This window comes from Stenotrophomonas indicatrix, assembly GCF_002750975.1.
Taxonomy (GTDB): domain Bacteria; phylum Pseudomonadota; class Gammaproteobacteria; order Xanthomonadales; family Xanthomonadaceae; genus Stenotrophomonas; species Stenotrophomonas indicatrix.
Genome location: NZ_PEJS01000001.1, coordinates 730176 through 749652, shown reverse-complemented (window position 1 = coordinate 749652; position 19477 = coordinate 730176). Strand labels below are relative to the sequence as shown.

Here is a 19477-nt window from a genome sequence, read left to right as displayed (position 1 = left end):
TCCGGGGTCAGATCCCATTCGCACCGCGAAAAGGGCTCTGACCCCGGCCACCCAGCTAGCGGGTGGCATCCACGACCTTGCACGTGCCATCGCCCACCTGCACCTCGATGCGTGCCCGCAGATTCTGCGTCAGGTACACATCACCCAGGCACGCGACCTCGAGGCCTGCTTCCCGATAGCGCACGGATACGGACGAGTCCTGCTGGACCACCGGCGTCATCGAAACCTGTGCATTTGCATCGATCGCCCCGAGCTCAGTCACTCGACCGCCAGCGTCGATCTGCACCGCGTCGATGCGCTGGGAGCCCACGTTCCTGACGACCACGACAGTGTCGGTCAACCCTGAGCACGCCGACACCGCAAGAACGGCTAGCGCAAGCACGCGCAGGCGCAGCATCGGGTAGGTGGTCGCTTTGCCATCCCTGGTACGCATCATGCGGGTAACGCCTCATCGCTTCCGTGCGGATCTGTGCACCGCGGGAGCAAAGTCCATGCGCAACCTCAACCTCTACGGCGTTCGCGATTCAGCCGTAGCCTCGCTCGTTTCCCCACGCTGCCTCGCGCGCGGAAGATTGCAGAAGGCATGTGGCCCCATCACCGGCTCACTCCTGCAATCGCCTCCAGGCGACACGCAGAATCCGGCCGCGCGCAATCGTCCTTCCCTCCCACAGCGAGACGCCCTCTCCCACGTTGGCCACGGCGAGCGCGTCCTCCGGGAACAGGAACGCAACGGGAAGTTCGTAGCTCTCCCCAAGGACGGCCCGTCCTTCCTGCAATAGCACGCGGCAGTCAAATACTCGGCCCGCCACGAACAACGGGCAGGCGTATACCTGTCCCACGATGTCAGTGCGCCTCCCACCTTCGGCGCTCTGCAGGAAGCGAACGGAGACAACAGCGTCGAATCGCATGGTCACGGCCCTCTGGATCCTCCCTGGATCCTTGTTCCCATAGTGCCGTCGTTTTCGCAGGGTGGGATTCAGGGATGGGGTCAGAGCCCTTTCGCGGCGCGAAAGGGATCTGACCCTGGCCCATTGCCTCGACCCATTTTGCGCCCGCCCCCGCCCCACCTAGAATGCCCCCATGAGCACTCTGACCTTCCGCGCCGCCACATCGGCCGACATCCCCGCCCTGATCACCCTGGTCACCTCGGCCTACCGCGGCGACGCCAGCCGCGTCGGCTGGACCACTGAAGCCGACCTGCTGGACGGCGCCCGCGTCGATGCCGAAGGCATCCAGGGCGACCTGGACCGCCCGCGCTCGACCATCCTGCTGGCCGAACGCGACGGCCAGCTCGTGGCCTGTGCCCACGTCGCCGACGTCGACGGCAAGGGCTACTTCGGCATGTTCTCGGTCGACCCGGCCCAGCAGGGCGGCGGCGTCGGCAAGCAGTTGATGGACGCGGCCGAAGCCCTCGCCGCACGCGAATGGAACGTGCCGGTGATGCAGATGACCGTGATCGACATCCGCGACGAACTGATCGCCTTCTATGAGCGCCGCGGTTACCAGCGCACCGGCGTCAAGAAGCCGTTCCCGTATGGCGACGAACGTTTCGGCATCCCCAAGCGCGACGACCTGCGCTTCGAGATCCTGGAAAAGCCGCTGGCCGGAGCCACCGCGTGAGCGAGGCCTGGACCTTTGTCTGTGCCGGCGCCGAACTGCTGCCGGGCGAAATGAAGAGCGTGTTCGACGAAGTGACCGGCACACCGATCGTGGTGTTCAACCTCGACGGCGAGCTCTACGCGTTGGAAGACCAGTGCACGCATGAGGAGTTCGAGCTGTCCTCGGGTGAGTTCAACACCGCCGAGGGCAGCGTTGAATGCGTACTGCATGGCGCGCGCTTCGACGTGCGGGACGGCCGCGCCCTGTGTGCGCCGGCCTATACCGCAGTGCCGAAGTTTCCGGTGAAGCGCGAACACGACGCCATCTGGACCCGCGACGACCGCGATTGAAGCCTAGGGCACCCACCCACGGGGTGGTTCTCCTGACGGGCGCCTGGAGGGCCTTTCAGGGGCCCTGCGCGTAACTCGGAGCCGCGTACAAATCACGCAGATGCGAATCATTATCGTTGGTGTTATGCTAACTAACATCTTCGTCACGACTCCACCTGCGCCATGGCCTCGCCCGCGCCTACCGTCCTGCTGTGCCAGCTTGCCCGTCGGGGTTGGCCACTGCTTGTGGCCGCGCTGCTGACTCTGTGGTTGGGCTGGTCGGCGTTGCAGGAAGGACGGAGCACGCTGACAGATGCGCCCGGAACCTACGTCCAGGGCGTAGCGCCGTCTTCGCCCCCATATTCGCTGCCCCACGAGCACGCGATGCAACGCGCGGAATCCGAGCCGGAAGGAAGCCGGGGCGACAAGCCCCCGGTACTACGGCGGCTGTGCCTGCAGCGCCCGGAACATGCCCCAGCAGACGCTCCGACGCCGGCGATGCCTGATCCGCCGGTCCCCGTGATCGATCGTCGCCAGCCGCCTTCGCACGCACCGCCCGCGCAGCTGGCCTGACGCTTTTCTGCGCGCTGCGCAGCCGCTGGACTGCATTTCCCTTTCCCTTCCTGTTGCCGCGCTGTCCAGCGCCGGCGGCTCCTTCCTGTTCCTTCTCTGCAGACGCCCATGAACCCGATCAAAAGCCGCAAGCACGCTTCGCCGCTTCGTACCCTGCCGCTGGCCACCGCCAGCCTCGCTGCCGGCCTCGGCCTGGCCGCGCTGCCTGTGCTGGCCCACGCCGAAGCCACCGACAACGCCCGCACCCTGGACAAGGTCGACGTCCATGCAGTTCGCGGCTACAAGGCTGACAAGGTTGCCTCTCCCAAGTTCACACAGCGCCTGCAGGACACCCCGCAGACCATCCAGATCATCACCAGCGACCTGTTCAACCAGCAGGGTGCCACCACCCTGACCGAGGCACTGCGCAACAGCCCCGGCGTGGGCACCTTCTATGCCGGTGAAAACGGCAACACCACCACCGGCGACGCACTGTTCATGCGTGGCTTCGACACCTCCAACAGCCTGTTCGTCGACGGCGTGCGCGACCTTGGCTCGATCTCGCGCGATGTATTCAACATCGAACAGGTGGAAGTGACGAAGGGCCCGGCCGGCACCGACAATGGCCGCTCCGCACCGACCGGTGCGATCAATCTGGTCAGCAAGCAGGCCAATCTGCAGGACGCGACGTCGGCCAGCGTGTCGCTGGGCAGCGACCAGCAGCGACGCACCACCGGCGACTGGAACCAGGCGCTGGGTGCGACCAGCGCGCTGCGCGTCAATGCGATGTGGCAGGACAGCGACCAGCCGGGCCGCGACCATGTGCAGAACAAGCGCTGGGGTATTGCGCCATCGCTGGCCTTCGGCCTGGGCACCGCTACCCGCTACTACCTCAACCTGCTGTACGTGAAGCAGGACAACGTGCCCGATGGCGGCGTGCCGACCCTGGGCCTGCCTGGCTGGACCGCGCAGCCGACCCTGGAAGCGCTGGCCGGTCATCCGGTGAACCCGGAGAACTTCTACGGTACGCGTGCAGACCATGATGACGTGACCGCGAAGATGGCCACGTTCCGCTTCGAACACGACTTCAGCGACACGCTGCGCCTGACCAACACCACGCGTTGGGGCCGCACAGAACAGGACTACCTGCTGACGGCCTTCATGGGTACCGGCGTTCGCGGTGCGAATGGCCGCCCGACCGGCAACATCAGCTACACCAATCCGGCCGATCTATCGACCTACGCGATCGCGCGCAGCCTGCCGACCTTCAAGGACCAGCGCAACACCATCCTCACCGATCAGTTGAACCTGCGCGCCGACTTCAACACCGGCAGCGTCGGTCATGCGCTTAGCACCGGCCTGGAATTCACCCGCGAAGAGCTGGACAGCTACGGGCAGGCCGCCACCGGCGGCACCACCTGGCCGGCAGCGAATCTGTACAACCCCGACTGGAACGTGGGCGGGCTGACCTGGGCGCACAATGGCGCCGATGCCCACGGCAAGACCACAACCTCCTCGGCCTATCTGTTCGATACCCTGTCCTTCGGCGAGAGCTTCCTGCTTACCGCGGGCGTGCGCGCCGACCACTACAAGACCGAGTACGCAAGCGCATCGGTGTGCGGTGGTCGCGGTGGCCCGGCATGCGGCAGCAATCCAACCGGCACCGTGCTGCGCAACCCGACCCTGGAAGCGTCCGACACGCTGCTGAACTGGAAGCTCGGTGCACTGTACAAAGTGGGCGAGACGGTCAGCATCTATGCCAACTACGCCGTCTCGCAGCAGCCTCCTGGCGGCGCGAACTTCCAGCTGAGCAGCTCGGCCAGCAGTGCAGACAACCCCAAGCTCGACCCGCAGAAGGCCAAAACCTTCGAAGTTGGCAGCAAGTGGGCGTTCCTGGATGACGCGCTTGCAGTGAATCTGGCGCTGTTCCAGACCGACGTTGACAACGAGATCAACACCACCGTGCTCGACGATGCCGGCAACCCGACCCAGACCGGCAGCAAGCGGGTCAAGGGCGTGGAGCTCTCTGCAGTCGGTCGCCTGACCGACAACTGGTCGGTCACCGCCGGCTACAGCCACCTCGACACCGAGGTGAAGGAAGGTGCCAAGGTAGCCGCCGATGGCACCACCAACCTGACCTACACCCCGGCCGACACGTTTACCGGCTGGACCAGTTACACCCTACCCTTCGGCCTGACCATCGGTGGCGGCGTGCGCTATGCCGGTGGCATGCACCGTGGCACCGACGGTGCGGTGGGTACCCCATCGTTCACCAAGTCCTACGTTGTCTATGACGCCGTCGTGTCCTGGGCGATCAATGACTCCATCTCGCTGCGCTTGAACGGTTACAACCTGTTCGACAAGCAGTACGTGGCCAGCATCAACAAGAGCGGCTACCGTTACACCCCGGGCGCCCCGCGCACCTTCCTGCTCAGCGCGGACGTCCGCTTCTGATGTCATGGCGCGGGGGAGCCCGTCTCCCCCGCGCATCGATGAGGAACCGCCATGCTGCTGCACATCCCCAACGTGCTTGCACCTGAAGAAGTGGCGCAGATCCGCCAGCGGCTGGACGCTGCCGACTGGACCGACGGACGCGAGACGGTCGGCTCACAGGGTGCGCAGGTCAAACACAACGAGCAGTTGCCCGATGCCTCACCGCTGAAGGCTGCGCTGGCCTCCGTGGTGCTGGCCGCGCTCAAGCGCAGCCCGCTGTTCTTTGCCGCCGCGCTGCCCTTGAAGTACCTGCCACCGCGCTTCAACCGCTACAGCGGCGGCGGCACCTACGGCTTCCACGTCGATGGCGCGGTGATGAACCTGGCCAACGGCGAGCAGCTGCGTTCGGACATCTCCTGCACGCTGTTCCTGTCCGACCCGGACGAGTACGACGGCGGTGAGCTGATCATCAGTGATACCTACGGCGAGCACGAAGTGAAACTGCCGGCCGGTGATCTGATCGTGTATCCCTCCAGCAGCCTGCACAAGGTCACTCCGGTCACCCGCGGTGCGCGCGTGGCATCGTTCTTCTGGGTGCAGAGCATGATCCGCGACGATGTGCAGCGTCGCCTGCTGTGGGAGATGGATACTTCCATCGAGCGCCTGCGGCAGACCAATGGCGATGCCGACGCGGTGCTGCAGCTGACCGGCGTGTACCACAACCTGCTGCGACGCTGGAGCGAGGTCTGAACCGATCAGGCCACCCCTGCGGCAATTTGGCAATCATTCTCATTTGCAACGGCTAACGGGTCTCATTACAATCACGCCCCGTTGACGCCGGATGTTCCGGCCAGCCAGGGATCTCCGCTTGCGTCGCCCGTTCCGCCCTCGCCCGCTTCGGCTTGTACAGCTCGGCACTGCCATGCGCGGCCGTCGGCCTGCGCTGGCCAGCCTGCTGGCGTGGGTGGCGATGTTGACGCTGTTGCTGGGCACCCTGCCGCTGCTGCCGGTCGCCCACGCTGCCGCGCCGCAGGCGCTGCAGCAGCCGCTGGAAGAGCGCGGCGGCGAAGGCCCTTTGCAGGAAGAAGCGCCGGCCAAACTGCGGCGCTGCGCCTCGGCACCGGCCAAGTCCACGGACAAGCCGATCCCGCCGCTGTTGCTGGCCAGCCACTGGCTGCGCACCGAACTTGATCTGGTTCCCTCTGCGTCGGTTCCCTCCGGCGCGCGTCCGCACTGGCCGCTGGCCGTACCGGACATGCCCTGGGCCGATGCGCCCGGGCGCCGCCAGCAACGCGGCCAGGCGCCGCCGCTCGCCTGATCCACGGCACGCCGTGACCGCCTGCGCGGTTGCGACGGCTCGCCGCTGCCTGTTTCGCCCCTGCCGCCCCTGACCGGGCCATCCCTGCCCTGCCGTGCGCGCTCCGCGCCCTGCATCGCGCTGCCTTACATCCTTCGAGGTATCTGCCATGGCCCAGCGCCATCGTGTCCGTTCGTCCCTGTCCCGCCATCTGTTGACCAGCGCTGTGCTGGCTGCGGTCGCGGCGCCCGCCTACGCCAATGGTGCCGCCAGCGGCGCGCCGCAGACGCTGGACAAGGTGGTGGTGACCGCCTCCGGTTTCGAGCAGAAGGTAGTCGATGCACCGGCCAGCATCAGCGTGGTCAGCCGCGAAGAGCTGAGCAAGCGCCCTTACACCAGCCTGGTCGACGCCCTGCGCGACGTCGAAGGCATCGACGTCGGCCTGGAAGCCACCGACAAGAACGGCCGCGCCACCATCTCCATGCGCGGCCTGCCGTCGGAGTACACCCTGGTGCTGATCGATGGTCGCCGCCAGAGCAACGCCGGCCAGCTGTATCCGAACAACTTCGGTGGTGGCCAGTTCGCCTACCTGCCGCCGCTGGATGCGATCGAGCGCATCGAAGTGGTGCGTGGCCCGATGTCCACGCTGTACGGCTCGGATGCAATGGGCGGCGTCATCAACATCATCACCCGCCGCAACCAGGACAGCTGGCACGGTGCGGTCACCCAGGGCTTCACCGTGCAGCAGGACGACCAGTTCGGCGACGCGCGCAGCACCGATCTGTACCTGAGCGGCCCGCTGGTCAAGGATCGCCTGGGCCTGGCCGTGCGCGGCAGCTACTACGACGCCAAGGCATCCAATCCCGAATGGGATGCACTGACCCTGCCCGACGGCACGCTGTGGGAACGCAGCATCGGCTTCGGTGGCGGCGGCAAGTCGGTGGCCAACACCAACTGGAACACCGGCGTGCGCCTGAACTTCCATGTCAACGACGACCACGAACTGTGGCTGGACTACGACGTCTCACGCCAGAAGTACGACAACAGCGAAGGCCAGACCGGCACCCTCGACAGCCTGGCCAGCCTGTGGCGCGTGGGCAACGCGGTGGTGCCGAACCCGAATGGAAGCGGCACCGTCACCCGCCGCGTGGTGCAGCCGCGCGTGGGCTACACCGCCTACCAGCGCTATGAGCGCGACCAGCTCTCGCTGACCCATCAAGGCCGCTACAGCTTCGGCACCTGGCAGACCTCGCTGACCCACAGCAAGAGCAACAACCTCGGCCGCTCGCTGCCGCTGACGCTGGACGAGCGCGCCGGCCTGCAGACCCTGTGGAACGACGTCTGCCGCCGCACCGGTGCCGCCAACAACTGTGCCGCCGGCCGCAACAACGGCCTGGCCGCACTCAACGCCAGCGAACAGGCACGCCTGCAGGCGTTCCTGCCGCGGCCGCTGCGCACCATGGAACTGGAAGGCTACGTGCTGGACACGATGCTCGACCTCGACTTCGGTGCGCACAAGCTGACCGTGGGCGGCCAATACAACGACACCGACATGGTGGACGGCGTGTTCGGCATGGACGGTGCCGGCTACCGCAGCAACACCAAACAGAAGCACCGCATGTGGGCGCTGTTCGCCGAGGACAACTGGTCGCTGACCGACACCCTGACCGCCACCTTCGGCCTGCGCTACGACGACCACAACATCTTCGGCAGCCACCTCAGCCCGCGCGGCTACCTGGTCTGGAATGCCACCGATGCCTGGACCTTCAAGGGTGGCGTCAGCACCGGCTACAAGACCCCGCGTCCGGACCAGCTGTTCCCCGGCATCACCGGCTTTGGTGGCCAGGGCGTGCTGCCGCTGGTGGGCTCGCCGAACCTGAAGCCGGAAACCAGCACCAACTACGAGCTGGCCGCCTATTACGAGGGCCAGCGCTGGGGCTTCAACGTCACCGGTTTCATCAACAAGTTCGAAGACAAGATCGCCAGCGGCGGCACGTTCCCCAACTGTGAAGTCGCGCCGGTCGGCAGTGGCTACTGCGTGGACATCGGCCCGGGCTGGGCGTCGCTGGGCTACAGCACCTTCACCCAGAGCGTGAACATCGACAAGGCCGAGACACGTGGCGCAGAACTGGCCGGCCACGTCGACCTGCTGGACACCCTGCAGCTGCGCGGCAACTACACCTGGACCAAGAGCGAGCAGACCGCCGGTTCCGGCAAGGGCCTGCCGATCACCGGCACCATGCCGGCCAAGCACATGGCCAACGCCAGCCTCAACTGGCAGCTCAACGATGCCATCAGCCTGTCGCTGATCGGCGAAGGCCGCTACGACCGCTACCGCGACACGATCCTTGATGCCGCCGGTGCCAGTCATACCCGCTACTACGAGGACTACACCCTCTTCCACCTCGGTGGCAGCTGGAAGGCCACGCAGTGGCTGACGGTCAACGCGCGGGTCAACAACCTGTTCGACAAGAACTTCGTCTCGCAGTCGTGCCTGCTGACCAGCCCCAGCGAGTACAACTGCGTGGACGACTACGCCACCAAGGACCAGCGCCGCAGCTACTGGATCTCGCTCAACGCGAAGTTCTGATCGCCGCTCTGGTGGGTGCCGACCTTGGTCGGCACCGCTTCATCCACGCATGGCGTGGATCTACCGACCCGTGGTAGTGCCGGCCGCTGGCCGGCAACCACGCGATGCTCTCAGGTGGCATGGGATTGCCGGCCAGCGGCCGGCACTACCCCTTCAGAGATACACAACGACATCTAATTGCGAGCAATTCTCATCAATGATGTAATGGCCAGTATTCATCCGTCCCGAACCGTGCCGTGAGCCGTCCCGCATCTTCCACCGTGCAGCAGCAGCAGAGCCGCGGCTTCTGGCTGCGTACCCTGCACCAGTGGCACTGGATCAGCTCTGCGGTCTGCCTGATCGGCATGCTCCTGTTCGCGGTGACCGGCCTGACGCTGAACCATGCAGCAAAGATCGAGGCCAAGCCACAGGTGCAGAACCAGCACCTGGAACTGCCGGCCGAACTGCTCGGCGGCCTGGGCTCCCGCGAGGACGGCAATGCACCACTGCCACGCCCGGCCCGGCAATGGCTCGACGATCAGCTGGGCATCTCCATCGGCGGTCGACCCGCCGAATGGTCGGCCGAGGAAATCTATCTGTCACTGCCACGCCCCGGCGGCGACGCCTGGTTGAGCATCGACCGCGAAACCGGCACGGTGGAGTACGAATCCACCTCGCGCGGCGCGGTGTCCTATCTCAACGACCTGCACAAGGGCCGCAATGCCGGCCCCGCATGGGGCTGGTTCCTGGACGTGTTCGCCGTCGCCTGCCTGGTGTTCTGCATCACCGGCCTGTTCCTGCTGCACCTGCATGCGCGGCAGCGACGCATGACCTGGCCACTGGTCGGCCTGGGCTTGATGATCCCACTGCTGATCGCCCTGCTGCTGATCCACTGACTTCCACCGTGACTTCCATCCGTTCTTCCGGAGCCGCCCCATGCGCGTCACCCTGACCATCGCCCTCAGCGGCCTGCTGGCCACCTCGCCGGCTTACGCCACCACCCTCGACATCAACGTCGAAGTGCCCAAGCTCAACGTGGCCGAGTACCACCGCCCGTATGTGGCGGTGTGGCTGGAAGGCGCCGACCAGAAGGTCGCCGCCAATCTGTCGGTCTGGTACCAGCAGACCAGCAACAGCGAAGGCCATGGCACCAAGTGGCTGCCCGACCTGCGCCAGTGGTGGCGCAAGAGCGGCCGCACCCTGCAGGTGCCGGTGGACGGCGTGACCGGCCCGACCCGCCCGGCCGGCAAGCACGCGCTGTCGTTCAACGACAAGCAGCCCGCACTGAAGCAGCTGGCCCCGGGCAACTACACCCTGGTGGTGGAAGCGGTGCGCGAAGTCGGCGGCCGTGAACTGCTGAAGATTCCCTTCACCTGGCCGGCCACCGCCGCACAGAACGGCCGCGCGCAGGGCGCCACCGAACTGGGCCAGGTCACCCTCGCCGTCAAACCGTAATTGCCTGAGCCGGGGTCAGAGCCTTTTCCGCTGGAAAGGGATCCGACCCCATCGCAGCACCCCAGGGGTCGGATCACTTCCGCAGGAAGGGCTCTGACCCCATCAATCACCCTGGAGTCTTCCGCATGAAGCGCACGCTCGTCCTCGCCGCCGCTCTGGCCGCTGCCCTTCCCTTCTCTGCCCTGGCCCACAAGGCCTGGCTGCTGCCCTCGCAGACCGTGATCGCCGGCAACGCGCCGTGGATCACCGTCGACGGTGCGGTCTCCAACGACCTGTTCTACTTCAATCACGTGCCGCTGCGCCTGGAATCGGTGGTGATCACCGCCCCGGATGGCAGCACCGTGCAGGCGCAGAACGCGGCCACCGGCAAGTACCGCAGCGTGTTCGACGTCGAGCTGAAGCAGCAGGGCACCTACCGCATCGCCTCGGTCAACGACGGCCTGTCGGCCACCTATGAGCTGAACGGCGAGCGCAAGCGCTGGCGCGGTACCGCCGCCACCTTCGGCGAACTGCCCAAGGATGCGAAGAAGCTGGAAGTGAGCCAGTCGGTCGGCCGCGTGGAGACCTTCGTCACCAACGGGGCGCCGAACGACACCGCGCTGAAGCCGACCAACCGCGGCATCGAACTGGTGGCCGTCGGTCACCCGAACGACCTGTTCGCCGGCGAGGAAGCCACCTTCCGCGTACTGGTCGACGGCAAGCCGACCGCAGGCCTGGAGTTCGAGATCGTGCGCGGCGGCACCCGCTACCGCAACGCGCAGGACGAGCAGAAGCTGACCAGCGACGCCAAGGGCGAGATCAAGGTGACCTGGCCGGAAGCCGGCATGTACTGGCTGGAAACCGGCACCGAGGACAAGAAGACCTCGGTCAAGCAGGCCGCCAAGCGCCGCCTCAGCTACGTCGCCACGCTGGAAGTGCTGCCGCAGTAAAGACAGCGCTGCGATACCCGGCGCGCCCTGGTATTGCAGCCTGCCACGCATGCCCATGACCTCTACCGCACTCGACATCGCCCGGCTGGGCGGCACCACCATGGGCACCACCTGGAGCGTGTCACTGGTCGTACCGCGCCAGCGCGACCTGCATCCACTGCATGCTGGCATCCAGGCACGTCTGGATGAAGTGGTCGCGCAGATGAGCACCTGGGAAGCGGGTTCCGACCTGAGCCGCTACAACCGTGCCGACGCAGGTCAGTACCTCGTGCTTCCCATCGAAACACGCCATGTGTTGGCCTGCGCGCAGGCCATCGCTGCAGCCAGCGGCGGTGCGTTCGACCCCACCGTCGGCCCGCTGGTGGCGCTGTGGGGCTTCGGCGCCCATGCCGGCGCACGGCGCGCACCCGATGCCGCCACGTTGCAGGCAACCCGTGCACGCTGCGGCTGGCAGCGCCTGCACTGGCAGGAGGATGCGCTGCTGCAGCCCGGTGGCCTGGAGCTGGATCTTTCGGCAATCGCCAAGGGCTTCGGCGTCGACCACGTCGCCGCTTGGCTGCGCGGCCAGGATGTCGATGCCGCACTGATTGAAGTCGGTGGGGAACTGGCCGGTTACGGCCGCAAGCCCGACGGCCAGCCGTGGCGCGTGCTGGTGGAGTCGGCGCCGGAAGAAGATGCCCACACCGATACGCCACCGCGTGTACTGGCGCTGGACGGAAAGGCGGTGGCCACCTCCGGCGATCGCTGGCACCACTATCACGACGATGACGTGGCCTACAGCCACAGCCTCGACCCGCGCAGCGGCACGCCGGTACGGCAGGTCGCAGCCGCCGTCACCGTGGTCGCCAGCGACGCGATGCACGCTGACGCCTGGGCCACCGCACTGACCGTACTCGGCCGCGATGCAGGCATCGCGCTGGCAGAGCGCGAGGGGCTGGCCGCACGCTACCTGGAACGCACCACCACCGGCCCACGCGAAACCCTCAGCAGCGCCTTCCAGCAGCTGCTGGATGAGCAGGCTGGATGAGCATGCGTTTCCCGCGCGCGACCGTTGGCAACGTCATGGTGCTGGCCCTGCTGGCCGTGATCGGCGGGGCACTGCTGTGTCTGCACCTGGGCGAAGCGTGGTGGCAGGGTGCACCGCCGGCCCGGCAATGGGGCATCGCGCTGGCCGCCACTGCGCTGTATCTGCTGGCGTGTAGCGTGCTGTGGTGGCGCAGCCGTCCGCGTGACGACACGCCCGAAGGCGGCAACCCACCGATGCTGCTGGTCTGGTCCAGCCAGACCGGCTTCGCCCGCGAACTGGCCGAGCGCAGTGCGCAGGCTCTGCGCTCGGCCGGCATGCCGGTGCGCCTGCGCGGTCTGCATGAGGTCGATGCCACGCTGCTGGCGGGCAGCGCGCGTGTACTGTTCATCGTCAGCACCACCGGCGAAGGCGATGCACCCGACCACGCCCTGCCCTTCCTGCGCAAGGTGATGAGCACGCCGCCGCCCCTGCACCACATGCAGTACGGGGTACTCGCACTGGGCGATCGCAGCTACGGGCATTTCTGCGCGTTCGGCCACCAGCTGCACGACTGGCTGCGCCAGCACGGAGCACATCCGCTGTTCGATGCCATTGAAGTCGACAACGCCGATCCAGCTGCCCTGCGCCACTGGCAGCAACTGCTTGGCCAGCTCGGCGGCGGCGCGAGCGAACTTCCCGATTGGACACCGGCCGAGTACCAGCCGTGGACGCTGCTGCAGCGTACCCACCTCAACCCCGGCAGCGCCGGTGGGCCGGTCTATTGGCTGCGCCTGCAGCCCCCGACCGGCAGCGACGCGCAGTGGCAGGCCGGTGACATCGCCGAGGTCGGTCCGCAGCATGCCGAACAGAGCACGCGCAACTGGCTGCAGACGCAGGGCTTCGATGCGGACACCGTGTTGGACGACGGCACGACGCTGCTCGCCCGCGTTGCGCGCTCGCACCTGCCGTCATTGGTTGCAGCAGGCGATCTGCCTGGGCTGTTGGCGGCACTACAGCCCCTGCCACATCGCGAATACTCCATCGCCTCGGTAATGGACGACGGCGCGGTGGAACTGCTGCTGCGCCGGCAGCTGCGTGCCGATGGCACGCCGGGCATCGGCAGTGGCTGGCTGTGCGACCACGCCGTCATCGGCGGGCCGGTACAGATGCGCCTGCGCCGCAACGAGAATTTCCATGGCGTCGCCGCCGACGTTCCATTGCTGCTGATCGGCAACGGCACCGGTATCGCCGGCCTGCGCGCGCACCTGCACGAACGCGCACGCATTGGCGGTGCCCGCACCTGGCTGCTGTTCGGCGAACGCTCGGCCGCGCATGATTTCCACTTCGGCGATGAACTGCAGGCGATGCTCGGCAACGGCACGCTGACCCGCCTGGATACGGTATTCAGCCGTGATGGCGGCGCACATCGCTACGTGCAGGATCGCCTGCTGGCCGAAGCATCCACGCTGCGGCAGTGGGTCGATGACGGCGCGACGATCCTGGTCTGCGGCAGCCTGCAGGGCATGGCCCCGGCAGTGGATGCGGTGATCGAGCAGGTGCTCGGTGCCGACGGCAAGGAAGCGCTGCTGCTGGCCGGTCGTTACCGGCGCGACGTGTATTGAGCGAACGTTTGGGGCGAATTGCCTCCTGGTGGGTGCGAACCTTGGTTGGCACCATGCTGCGGCATCGGCTGCTGCATCCACGCATGGCGTGGATCTACTGAACGGCTGGCGGCGATCCCTTGTCCGCACCTGCGATATCGGCTGCTGCATCCACGCATGGCGTGGATCTACTGAACGGCTGGCGGCGATCCCTTGTTCGCACCATGCTGCGGCATCGGCTGCTGTATCCACGCATGGCGTGGATCTACTGAACGGCTGGCGGCGATCCCTTGTTCGCACCCTGCTGCGATATCGGCTGCCAAATCCACGCATGGCGTGGATCTACTGAACGGCTGGCGGCGATCCCTTGTCCGCACCTGCGATATCGGCCGCCGCATCCACGCATGGCGTGGATCTACGCGGATCCAAGGTGACAACCATGCTGCAGTAGATCCACGCCATGCGTGGATGATTGCCTCCGGCGCCGACGCTGGCTCAGCCGCCCGCCGCGCTCACCCGTATCGCCAACAACTCGCCGCCGCCCTGCAATGCATGCCGCTGACGCTCACCGGCGGCCAACCACGCGGTATCGCCGGCCTGCATCGCAGGCAATCCGCTGTCCGCGCCGAACGTGGCCTGCCCGCCCAACAGGTGCAGGGCCCAGGCCACGCCCGGCTCGCAGAAGAAGAACATCGGCCCGACCAGTGGACGATGCAGCAGCTCGGCCTGCAGCAGTCCGCGCTTCCACATCAGGTTGAAATCGTGGGTGGTGCCGTCCACCAGCTCGCCGTGCAGCGCTGATTCGCCGGCAAAACGCACGCGCCCATGCGGTGGCAGCACCTCGGCTACGCGGCCGTCCTCGAAACGCAGGCGCACGCCATTGCCCTGCAGCAGCACCAGTTCGCGCTCGACGCCCGGGAATGCGGAAAACGCGGCGTCCTGCTCGATCTCGGCCACCGACAGGCGCAACGCCCAATCATCGCCCTGCGCTGGCAACCGCAGGATCTCGCGGGTCCAGCCGAGGCCGTTGCGCCAGCGTTCGCGGCGGTAGTCCAGGCTGGAAATCACCTGGCTCGGGGTCTGCAGCAGGGAGTCGATGTTCATGCGCGCATTGCATCATGCCGCGCGCCGCAACGCATCAACGCGTTGCAAGACCCGCAGCCGTACCGCAATCGCCGCCCAGCAGCTGTGAGTGCTTGAGCCAGTCCTTATCGGGGTAGTACGCAAACACCATCGTGCCGCCTCGCAACGCGTCGATCAGCGGCTTGGCCACCGACAACCGCACCGCCGGGCAGCCCAGACTGCGCCCCAACCGCCCCTGCAACTGCGCAGTGGACGGATTCACATACGGCGCACCGTGGATGACGATGGCGCGCTCGCGCGCACGATCGTTGAACCCCGGCTCCAACCCTGCCAGGCGCAGCGAATAGCCGTTGCCGCCCATGTAGGTTTCCTGCGCGGTGAACGCACCGATGCTGGACATGAAGCTGCCATCGCGGTTGGAGAAATGTTCGGTGCGGTTCTCGCCGCTGTTGCGGCCGTGCGCCACCCACTCCTCGAACAACAGCCGCTGGCGGGCGAGATCGAAGACCCACATCCGCGGCTCGGTGGACGGCCGCGAGTAATCGATCACGCTCAGGCGTTCACTGCTGACTCCCAGCTCCGGCCGCTGCAGTGCGCAGCGCATGGCGTGGGCAGCCAACTGCAGAACCCGACGGTCCGCCTTGGGCGCGGTGCGTGCCAGCTGCGCGGCGAGGTCATCGGCGCTGATGGCGGCAATGGGCGTCTGTGCCCCGGCCGGGGCACTGGCAGTGGTTGCCAGCAGGCCAAGGGCGGCCAGCCGGCACAGGCGGGAAGCAGACATGGGCACGTAGGGAGGTCTCAGGATCCCTTGAGGGTGGACGCTGGCGGCTCTGATTCCAAGACCGGCTGCATTCCCGATTCAGCCGCGCTTGGGCGCACCGCCGGCAGCGACGTCACCAGCAGGGTCGTGCCCGGCACCAGCACCTGGTACAGCTGGCGGGCGAAATCGGCCGGCAGGGCCATCGGCAACGACGGCGTGGCCAGCAGGTCCGGCGTGGCCTGGGCGCGGTCCTGGCCGAGCAGCGGATAGGCCGTCCACTGGTGCAGGCGCTGCTGTGCATCAAGCGGGCTGGGCGTATCGCTGTAGCCCTGGCCCATCACGAACAGGGTGGTGCTCTGGAACGCTGGCAGCGCGTCGGCCTTCAGCGGCGACTCACCGATCATCACGCCATCGCGCAGCACGTACAGGCGCTGGTCGTGCAGGCTGACCAGGATGCCGACCTGGCCACTGGGTGCGGCCGCATCATCCCACCAGGCCTTGTCGGGAGCACCGCCCTCGCTTTCCGGCAGGGCTTGGCCGCGTGCATTCACCGGCGCCAGCACCGCCGGATAGGCCAGCGTCATCGGCGCGCTCTTGGCATCGGCCACGACCACCGTATCGCCGCGCTTGGTTTCGCTGAACAGCTTCTGGGCGAAGGCCTGCGGCAGGCGCACGCAGCCATGCGAGGCCGGGTGCCCGGGCAGGCTGCCGCCGTGAAGGGCGATGCCGTCCCAGGTCAGCCGCTGCATGTACGGCATGGGTGCGCTGTTGTAGAGGTTGGAGCGGTGGTCCTTGTCCTTCTGCAGGATGGTGAACACACCGGTCGGCGTCTCATGGCCGGTCTTGCCCGAGCTGATCGTGGTCAGGCCGATGGCAATGCCATTGCGGTACACGTAAGCCCGTTGCTCATCCAGGCTCACCACCAGCACGATCGGACCGGCCGGCGAGACTTCCGGATGCCACAGGTACTCGCCCGGCTTGAGGTCGGTCGGCCCGCGTACTTCGGAAGTCGTGGCCACGACAGGCTTGGAGGGGGCGGCCGCCTGTGCGGCGCACGGCAGTGCCAAGGCCACGGCGAGCATCAAGGTCAAACGGTGCAGGTGCATCCAGCGGGTTCCATTCCATGCGAAGACCCCACCGTACACCATGGGCACGTCGCAGCCGCGCCAAAAGAAATTGCCCGGCGACACAGCCATGTGTCGTACCGGGCAATCGTCACGTCCCTGTCGGCCTGCTGCCACCCCCTCGCATCCTGCGAAGCGGGGGCGGCGTTGCATCCTGCACGCGGCCGCGTCTGTCCTGTTTGTATCTCAGCCCCTTCCACAGGTCTGTGATGCCACCATCCTGGTGATTGGTGCCGCATCCCTGCGACGGTCGGCGGCTGCAGCCATCCTGTCCGCAGCCATTGAACCTGCATCCTGCAGATTCCGACGATTCCTGTTGTCAGCGCCTGGGTACGGTTCGCACCGGTACCGATCCGGGTACCGGATCCGCAGGCAACATCGTGTTGCCAACGGTGATCCGTCGTCGATTCCGTTCGACGATCGATGTCCCTATCCCCTTCACCTGCGTCAGGTCCTCGACGCGGTGAAACGGGCCGTGTCTGCGCCGGTGCTCGACGATCGCCGCAGCCTTGGTGGCGCCGACCATCGTCAATCCCTGCTGCAGCGCCTGGGCATCGGCCCGGTTGATGTCGATCGGCTCGGCAGCTTGCGCTCCCGCGATCCACACTCCCAGCACCAGCACCCTTAACACGACAAACCAAGGCACGACGTGTATCTCCTTGTGGTTCTGACCGTCCCGACTGGCAATCCCGTCGGTCGAAACAGTGTCCGTCACCACATGCACACAGCGTATAGGGTTCACGGATTTCTAAAAGCCAGCCAAATACCCGACGTGATGTAGGGAAAACCCTACCCTTGGCCGAGGCGTAGAATGGGCGGATCAGCCATGCAACCGGAGTTTCAGATGGACAGCGCCAAGCTCGGCCAATTCGTCAATGACAAGTGGGACAGCGAAATCGTCCCGCAGTTGGTCGACTACATCCGCATTCCCAACAAGTCGCCGATGTTCGACGCCAACTGGGTGCAGAACGGCTACATGGAGCAGGCGGTCACCCTGATGGAAACCTGGGCCAAGGCCCAGGACCTGCCCGGCCTGAAGGTCGAAGTGGTGCGCCTGGAAGGCCGTACCCCGCTGATTCTGCTGGAAATTCCGGCTACCGGCGCCGAAACCGGCGACGACACCATCCTGCTCTACGGGCACCTGGACAAGCAGCCGGAGATGACCGGCTGGGACGACGACCTGGGCCCGTGGACCCCGGTCCTGCGCGGCGACAAGCTGTATGGCCGTGGCGGTGCCGATGACGGCTACGCCATCTTCGGCTCGCTGGCCGCCGTACTGGCACTGCAGGCCCAGGGCTTGCCGCATGCCCGCTGCGTGGTGCTGATCGAAGCCTGTGAAGAGTCGGGCAGCTACGACCTGCCGGCCTACGTGGACCATCTGGCTGACCGCATCGGCAAGCCGTCGCTGGTGGTCTGCCTGGATTCGGGCTGTGCCAACTACGACCAGCTGTGGTGCACCACCTCGCTGCGCGGCCTGACCGGCGGCAACTTCTCGGTGAAGGTGCTCAACGAAGGCGTGCACTCCGGTGATGCCTCCGGCGTGGTGCCGTCCAGCTTCCGCCTGCTGCGCCAGCTGCTGTCGCGCATCGAGGACCAGGACACCGGCCGCATCCTGATCGACGGCATGAACGTGGAGATCCCGGCCGAGCGCCTGGAACAGGCCAAGCGTGCCGCCGACGTGGTCGACACCGCGATCTTCGAGAAATTCCCGCTGGTCGATGGCCTCAAGCCGATGAACGACGACCTGACCGAGCTGGTGCTCAACCGCACCTGGCGCCCTGCCCTCTCGGTGACCGGCATCGGCGGCATGCCGCCGCTGGAATCGGCCGGCAACGTGCTGCGCCCGCATACCGCAGTGAAGCTGTCGCTGCGCCTGCCGCCCACTGCCGATGGCAAGACCTGCGGCGAACTGCTGAAGGAAGCGCTGCTTCGCGATCCGCCGAACGGCGCGCAGGTCACCCTGGACCTGGAAAAGGCCTCCACCGGCTGGAACGCGCCGGCGATGGCACCGTGGCTGACCAAGGCCATCGACGATGCCAGCCAGACCTTCTTCGGCAAGCCGGCGATGTACATGGGCGAAGGCGGCTCGATCCCGTTCATGGGCATGCTGGGCGAGAAGTTCCCGGGCGCCCAGTTCATGATCACCGGCGTGCTCGGCCCGCACTCCAATGCCCACGGCCCGAACGAGTTCCTGCACATCCCGATGGGCAAGAAGGTCACCTCGTGCGTGTCCAAGGTGATCAGCGAGCACTACGCGGCCAGCCTGCGTGGCGAGACCAGCGGTTCGCCGGTGGCCGCCGACAGCGGCACCCGCCACGGCGACCACGGCTGCTGCTGATCCAGCACGCAGTGACGGACGCAGCCCGGCCTTGCTAGGCTGCGTCCAACCTTCCAGAGCACTGATCGCATGAACGGTCTGTTTGGCAGCACCAGCTGGCTCTACATCATCCTGGTCGGCTTCTTCGTCGGCCTGCTGGGACGCTTCTTCATGCCCGGCAACAACCGCATGGGCTGCCTGCTGACCATCGTGCTGGGCATCATCGGCGCGCTGCTGGCCGGCTGGTTCGGCCAGTACATGGGCTGGTACGCGCCCGGTGAACCGGCCGGCTTCCTCGGCGCGGTGCTGGGTGCGGTCGTCGTGCTGGCGATCCTGCGCCTGTTCAGCGGCCGCCGCTGAGCCGCCATCTCCTTTTCCATTCTGCCCCGACGTTGGCGCGCCCGGCGCGCCCGGATATGCCTG

At 66.6% G+C, this 19477-nt stretch carries 19 protein-coding genes; 13 read left to right on the top strand and 6 right to left on the bottom strand.

Annotation, left to right across the window (positions count from 1 at the left end; genetic code table 11):
* Positions 1 to 55: 55 nt before the first annotated feature.
* Both CR918_RS03550 and CR918_RS03545 read right to left on the bottom strand, forming a co-directional pair.
* Positions 56 to 436: a hypothetical protein gene (locus CR918_RS03550; RefSeq protein ID WP_099842059.1), complete on the bottom strand. Its 381-nt coding sequence runs from the start codon at positions 434 to 436 to the stop codon at positions 56 to 58.
* 166 nt (positions 437 to 602) lie between these two features.
* The gene (locus tag CR918_RS03545) at positions 603 to 914 is read right to left on the bottom strand and encodes a hypothetical protein (RefSeq protein WP_165780885.1); all 312 of its coding nucleotides are present in this window, start codon (positions 912 to 914) and stop codon (positions 603 to 605) included.
* A 166-nt stretch (positions 915 to 1080) separates the two neighbouring features.
* Between CR918_RS03545 and CR918_RS03540 the strand changes: the two genes are divergently transcribed.
* From CR918_RS03540 to CR918_RS03485, 11 genes are all read left to right on the top strand, one after another.
* Positions 1081 to 1620, top strand: coding sequence for a GNAT family N-acetyltransferase (locus CR918_RS03540; RefSeq protein WP_099842057.1), 540 nt, complete (start codon positions 1081 to 1083; stop codon positions 1618 to 1620).
* Positions 1617 to 1949, top strand: coding sequence for a non-heme iron oxygenase ferredoxin subunit (locus CR918_RS03535; protein WP_025873985.1), 333 nt, complete (start codon positions 1617 to 1619; stop codon positions 1947 to 1949). The genes CR918_RS03540 and CR918_RS03535 overlap by 4 nt, the downstream gene beginning before the upstream one ends.
* Positions 1950 to 2609: 660 nt before the next feature.
* Positions 2610 to 4934, top strand: coding sequence for a catecholate siderophore receptor Fiu (locus tag CR918_RS03525; protein ID WP_025873986.1), 2325 nt, complete (start codon positions 2610 to 2612; stop codon positions 4932 to 4934).
* A 51-nt stretch (positions 4935 to 4985) separates the two neighbouring features.
* Positions 4986 to 5663, top strand: coding sequence for a Fe2+-dependent dioxygenase (locus tag CR918_RS03520; protein WP_099842055.1), 678 nt, complete (start codon positions 4986 to 4988; stop codon positions 5661 to 5663).
* Positions 5664 to 5835: 172 nt separating this feature from the next.
* Entirely contained in the window at positions 5836 to 6231 is a 396-nt protein-coding gene (locus CR918_RS03515) for a hypothetical protein (RefSeq protein ID WP_080149535.1), read from the top strand.
* A gap of 148 nt (positions 6232 to 6379) precedes the next feature.
* Positions 6380 to 8800 carry a TonB-dependent receptor domain-containing protein gene (locus CR918_RS03510; RefSeq protein ID WP_099842054.1) on the top strand — a complete coding sequence of 807 codons (2421 nt, stop codon included), beginning with the start codon at positions 6380 to 6382 and terminating at the stop codon, positions 8798 to 8800.
* Between the two features lie 236 nt (positions 8801 to 9036).
* On the top strand, positions 9037 to 9675 hold the full coding sequence (locus CR918_RS03505; RefSeq protein WP_099842053.1) for a PepSY-associated TM helix domain-containing protein: 639 nt from the start codon (positions 9037 to 9039) through the stop codon (positions 9673 to 9675).
* 40 nt (positions 9676 to 9715) lie between these two features.
* On the top strand, positions 9716 to 10234 hold the full coding sequence (locus CR918_RS03500; RefSeq protein WP_032975835.1) for a DUF2271 domain-containing protein: 519 nt from the start codon (positions 9716 to 9718) through the stop codon (positions 10232 to 10234).
* A gap of 125 nt (positions 10235 to 10359) precedes the next feature.
* Positions 10360 to 11163: a DUF4198 domain-containing protein gene (locus CR918_RS03495; protein WP_025873992.1), complete on the top strand. Its 804-nt coding sequence runs from the start codon at positions 10360 to 10362 to the stop codon at positions 11161 to 11163.
* A 55-nt stretch (positions 11164 to 11218) separates the two neighbouring features.
* Positions 11219 to 12190 carry an FAD:protein FMN transferase gene (locus tag CR918_RS03490; RefSeq protein WP_099844223.1) on the top strand — a complete coding sequence of 324 codons (972 nt, stop codon included), beginning with the start codon at positions 11219 to 11221 and terminating at the stop codon, positions 12188 to 12190.
* Positions 12187 to 13791 (top strand): sulfite reductase subunit alpha, encoded by a 1605-nt coding sequence (locus tag CR918_RS03485; protein WP_099842052.1) that lies wholly within the window; start codon positions 12187 to 12189, stop codon positions 13789 to 13791. Before CR918_RS03490 ends, CR918_RS03485 begins: the two co-directional genes overlap by 4 nt.
* Positions 13792 to 14265: 474 nt before the next feature.
* Here the strand turns inward: CR918_RS03485 and CR918_RS03480 are convergent, their stop codons facing one another.
* From CR918_RS03480 to CR918_RS03465, 4 genes are all read right to left on the bottom strand, one after another.
* A complete protein-coding gene (locus CR918_RS03480) occupies positions 14266 to 14874 on the bottom strand; it encodes a HutD/Ves family protein (RefSeq protein ID WP_099842051.1) in 609 nt (202 codons plus the stop codon).
* Between the two features lie 34 nt (positions 14875 to 14908).
* Positions 14909 to 15634 (bottom strand): murein L,D-transpeptidase catalytic domain family protein, encoded by a 726-nt coding sequence (locus CR918_RS03475; protein ID WP_025873996.1) that lies wholly within the window; start codon positions 15632 to 15634, stop codon positions 14909 to 14911.
* A 17-nt stretch (positions 15635 to 15651) separates the two neighbouring features.
* The gene (locus tag CR918_RS03470; RefSeq protein WP_099842050.1) at positions 15652 to 16719 is read right to left on the bottom strand and encodes a L,D-transpeptidase; all 1068 of its coding nucleotides are present in this window, start codon (positions 16717 to 16719) and stop codon (positions 15652 to 15654) included.
* Positions 16720 to 17056: 337 nt separating this feature from the next.
* Positions 17057 to 17383: a ComEA family DNA-binding protein gene (locus CR918_RS03465; protein ID WP_223484817.1), complete on the bottom strand. Its 327-nt coding sequence runs from the start codon at positions 17381 to 17383 to the stop codon at positions 17057 to 17059.
* Positions 17384 to 17581: 198 nt separating this feature from the next.
* Here CR918_RS03465 and CR918_RS03460 point away from each other — a divergent pair, with 198 nt between their 5' ends.
* Both CR918_RS03460 and CR918_RS03455 read left to right on the top strand, forming a co-directional pair.
* Positions 17582 to 19075 carry a M20 family metallopeptidase gene (locus CR918_RS03460; RefSeq protein ID WP_080149492.1) on the top strand — a complete coding sequence of 498 codons (1494 nt, stop codon included), beginning with the start codon at positions 17582 to 17584 and terminating at the stop codon, positions 19073 to 19075.
* A gap of 69 nt (positions 19076 to 19144) precedes the next feature.
* On the top strand, positions 19145 to 19414 hold the full coding sequence (locus CR918_RS03455; RefSeq protein ID WP_025874000.1) for a GlsB/YeaQ/YmgE family stress response membrane protein: 270 nt from the start codon (positions 19145 to 19147) through the stop codon (positions 19412 to 19414).
* The last annotated feature ends 63 nt before the right edge of the window (positions 19415 to 19477 follow it).

Excerpts from the sequence above, each read along its gene's own strand:
- CR918_RS03515 (WP_080149535.1), top strand. The coding sequence starts at position 5,836 with ATGCGCGGCCGTCGGCCTGCGCTGGCCAGCCTGCTGGCGTGGGTGGCG.
- CR918_RS03550 (WP_099842059.1), bottom strand. The coding sequence starts at position 436 with ATGATGCGTACCAGGGATGGCAAAGCGACCACCTACCCGATGCTGCGC.
- CR918_RS03510 (WP_099842054.1), top strand. The coding sequence starts at position 6,380 with ATGGCCCAGCGCCATCGTGTCCGTTCGTCCCTGTCCCGCCATCTGTTG.
- CR918_RS03475 (WP_025873996.1), bottom strand. The coding sequence starts at position 15,634 with ATGTCTGCTTCCCGCCTGTGCCGGCTGGCCGCCCTTGGCCTGCTGGCA.
- CR918_RS03460 (WP_080149492.1), top strand. The coding sequence starts at position 17,582 with ATGGACAGCGCCAAGCTCGGCCAATTCGTCAATGACAAGTGGGACAGC.
- CR918_RS03525 (WP_025873986.1), top strand. The coding sequence starts at position 2,610 with ATGAACCCGATCAAAAGCCGCAAGCACGCTTCGCCGCTTCGTACCCTG.
- CR918_RS03495 (WP_025873992.1), top strand. The coding sequence starts at position 10,360 with ATGAAGCGCACGCTCGTCCTCGCCGCCGCTCTGGCCGCTGCCCTTCCC.
- CR918_RS03500 (WP_032975835.1), top strand. The coding sequence starts at position 9,716 with ATGCGCGTCACCCTGACCATCGCCCTCAGCGGCCTGCTGGCCACCTCG.
- CR918_RS03470 (WP_099842050.1), bottom strand. The coding sequence starts at position 16,719 with ATGCACCTGCACCGTTTGACCTTGATGCTCGCCGTGGCCTTGGCACTG.
- CR918_RS03490 (WP_099844223.1), top strand. The coding sequence starts at position 11,219 with ATGACCTCTACCGCACTCGACATCGCCCGGCTGGGCGGCACCACCATG.
- CR918_RS03540 (WP_099842057.1), top strand. The coding sequence starts at position 1,081 with ATGAGCACTCTGACCTTCCGCGCCGCCACATCGGCCGACATCCCCGCC.
- CR918_RS03480 (WP_099842051.1), bottom strand. The coding sequence starts at position 14,874 with ATGAACATCGACTCCCTGCTGCAGACCCCGAGCCAGGTGATTTCCAGC.
- CR918_RS03520 (WP_099842055.1), top strand. The coding sequence starts at position 4,986 with ATGCTGCTGCACATCCCCAACGTGCTTGCACCTGAAGAAGTGGCGCAG.
- CR918_RS03485 (WP_099842052.1), top strand. The coding sequence starts at position 12,187 with ATGAGCATGCGTTTCCCGCGCGCGACCGTTGGCAACGTCATGGTGCTG.
- CR918_RS03455 (WP_025874000.1), top strand. The coding sequence starts at position 19,145 with ATGAACGGTCTGTTTGGCAGCACCAGCTGGCTCTACATCATCCTGGTC.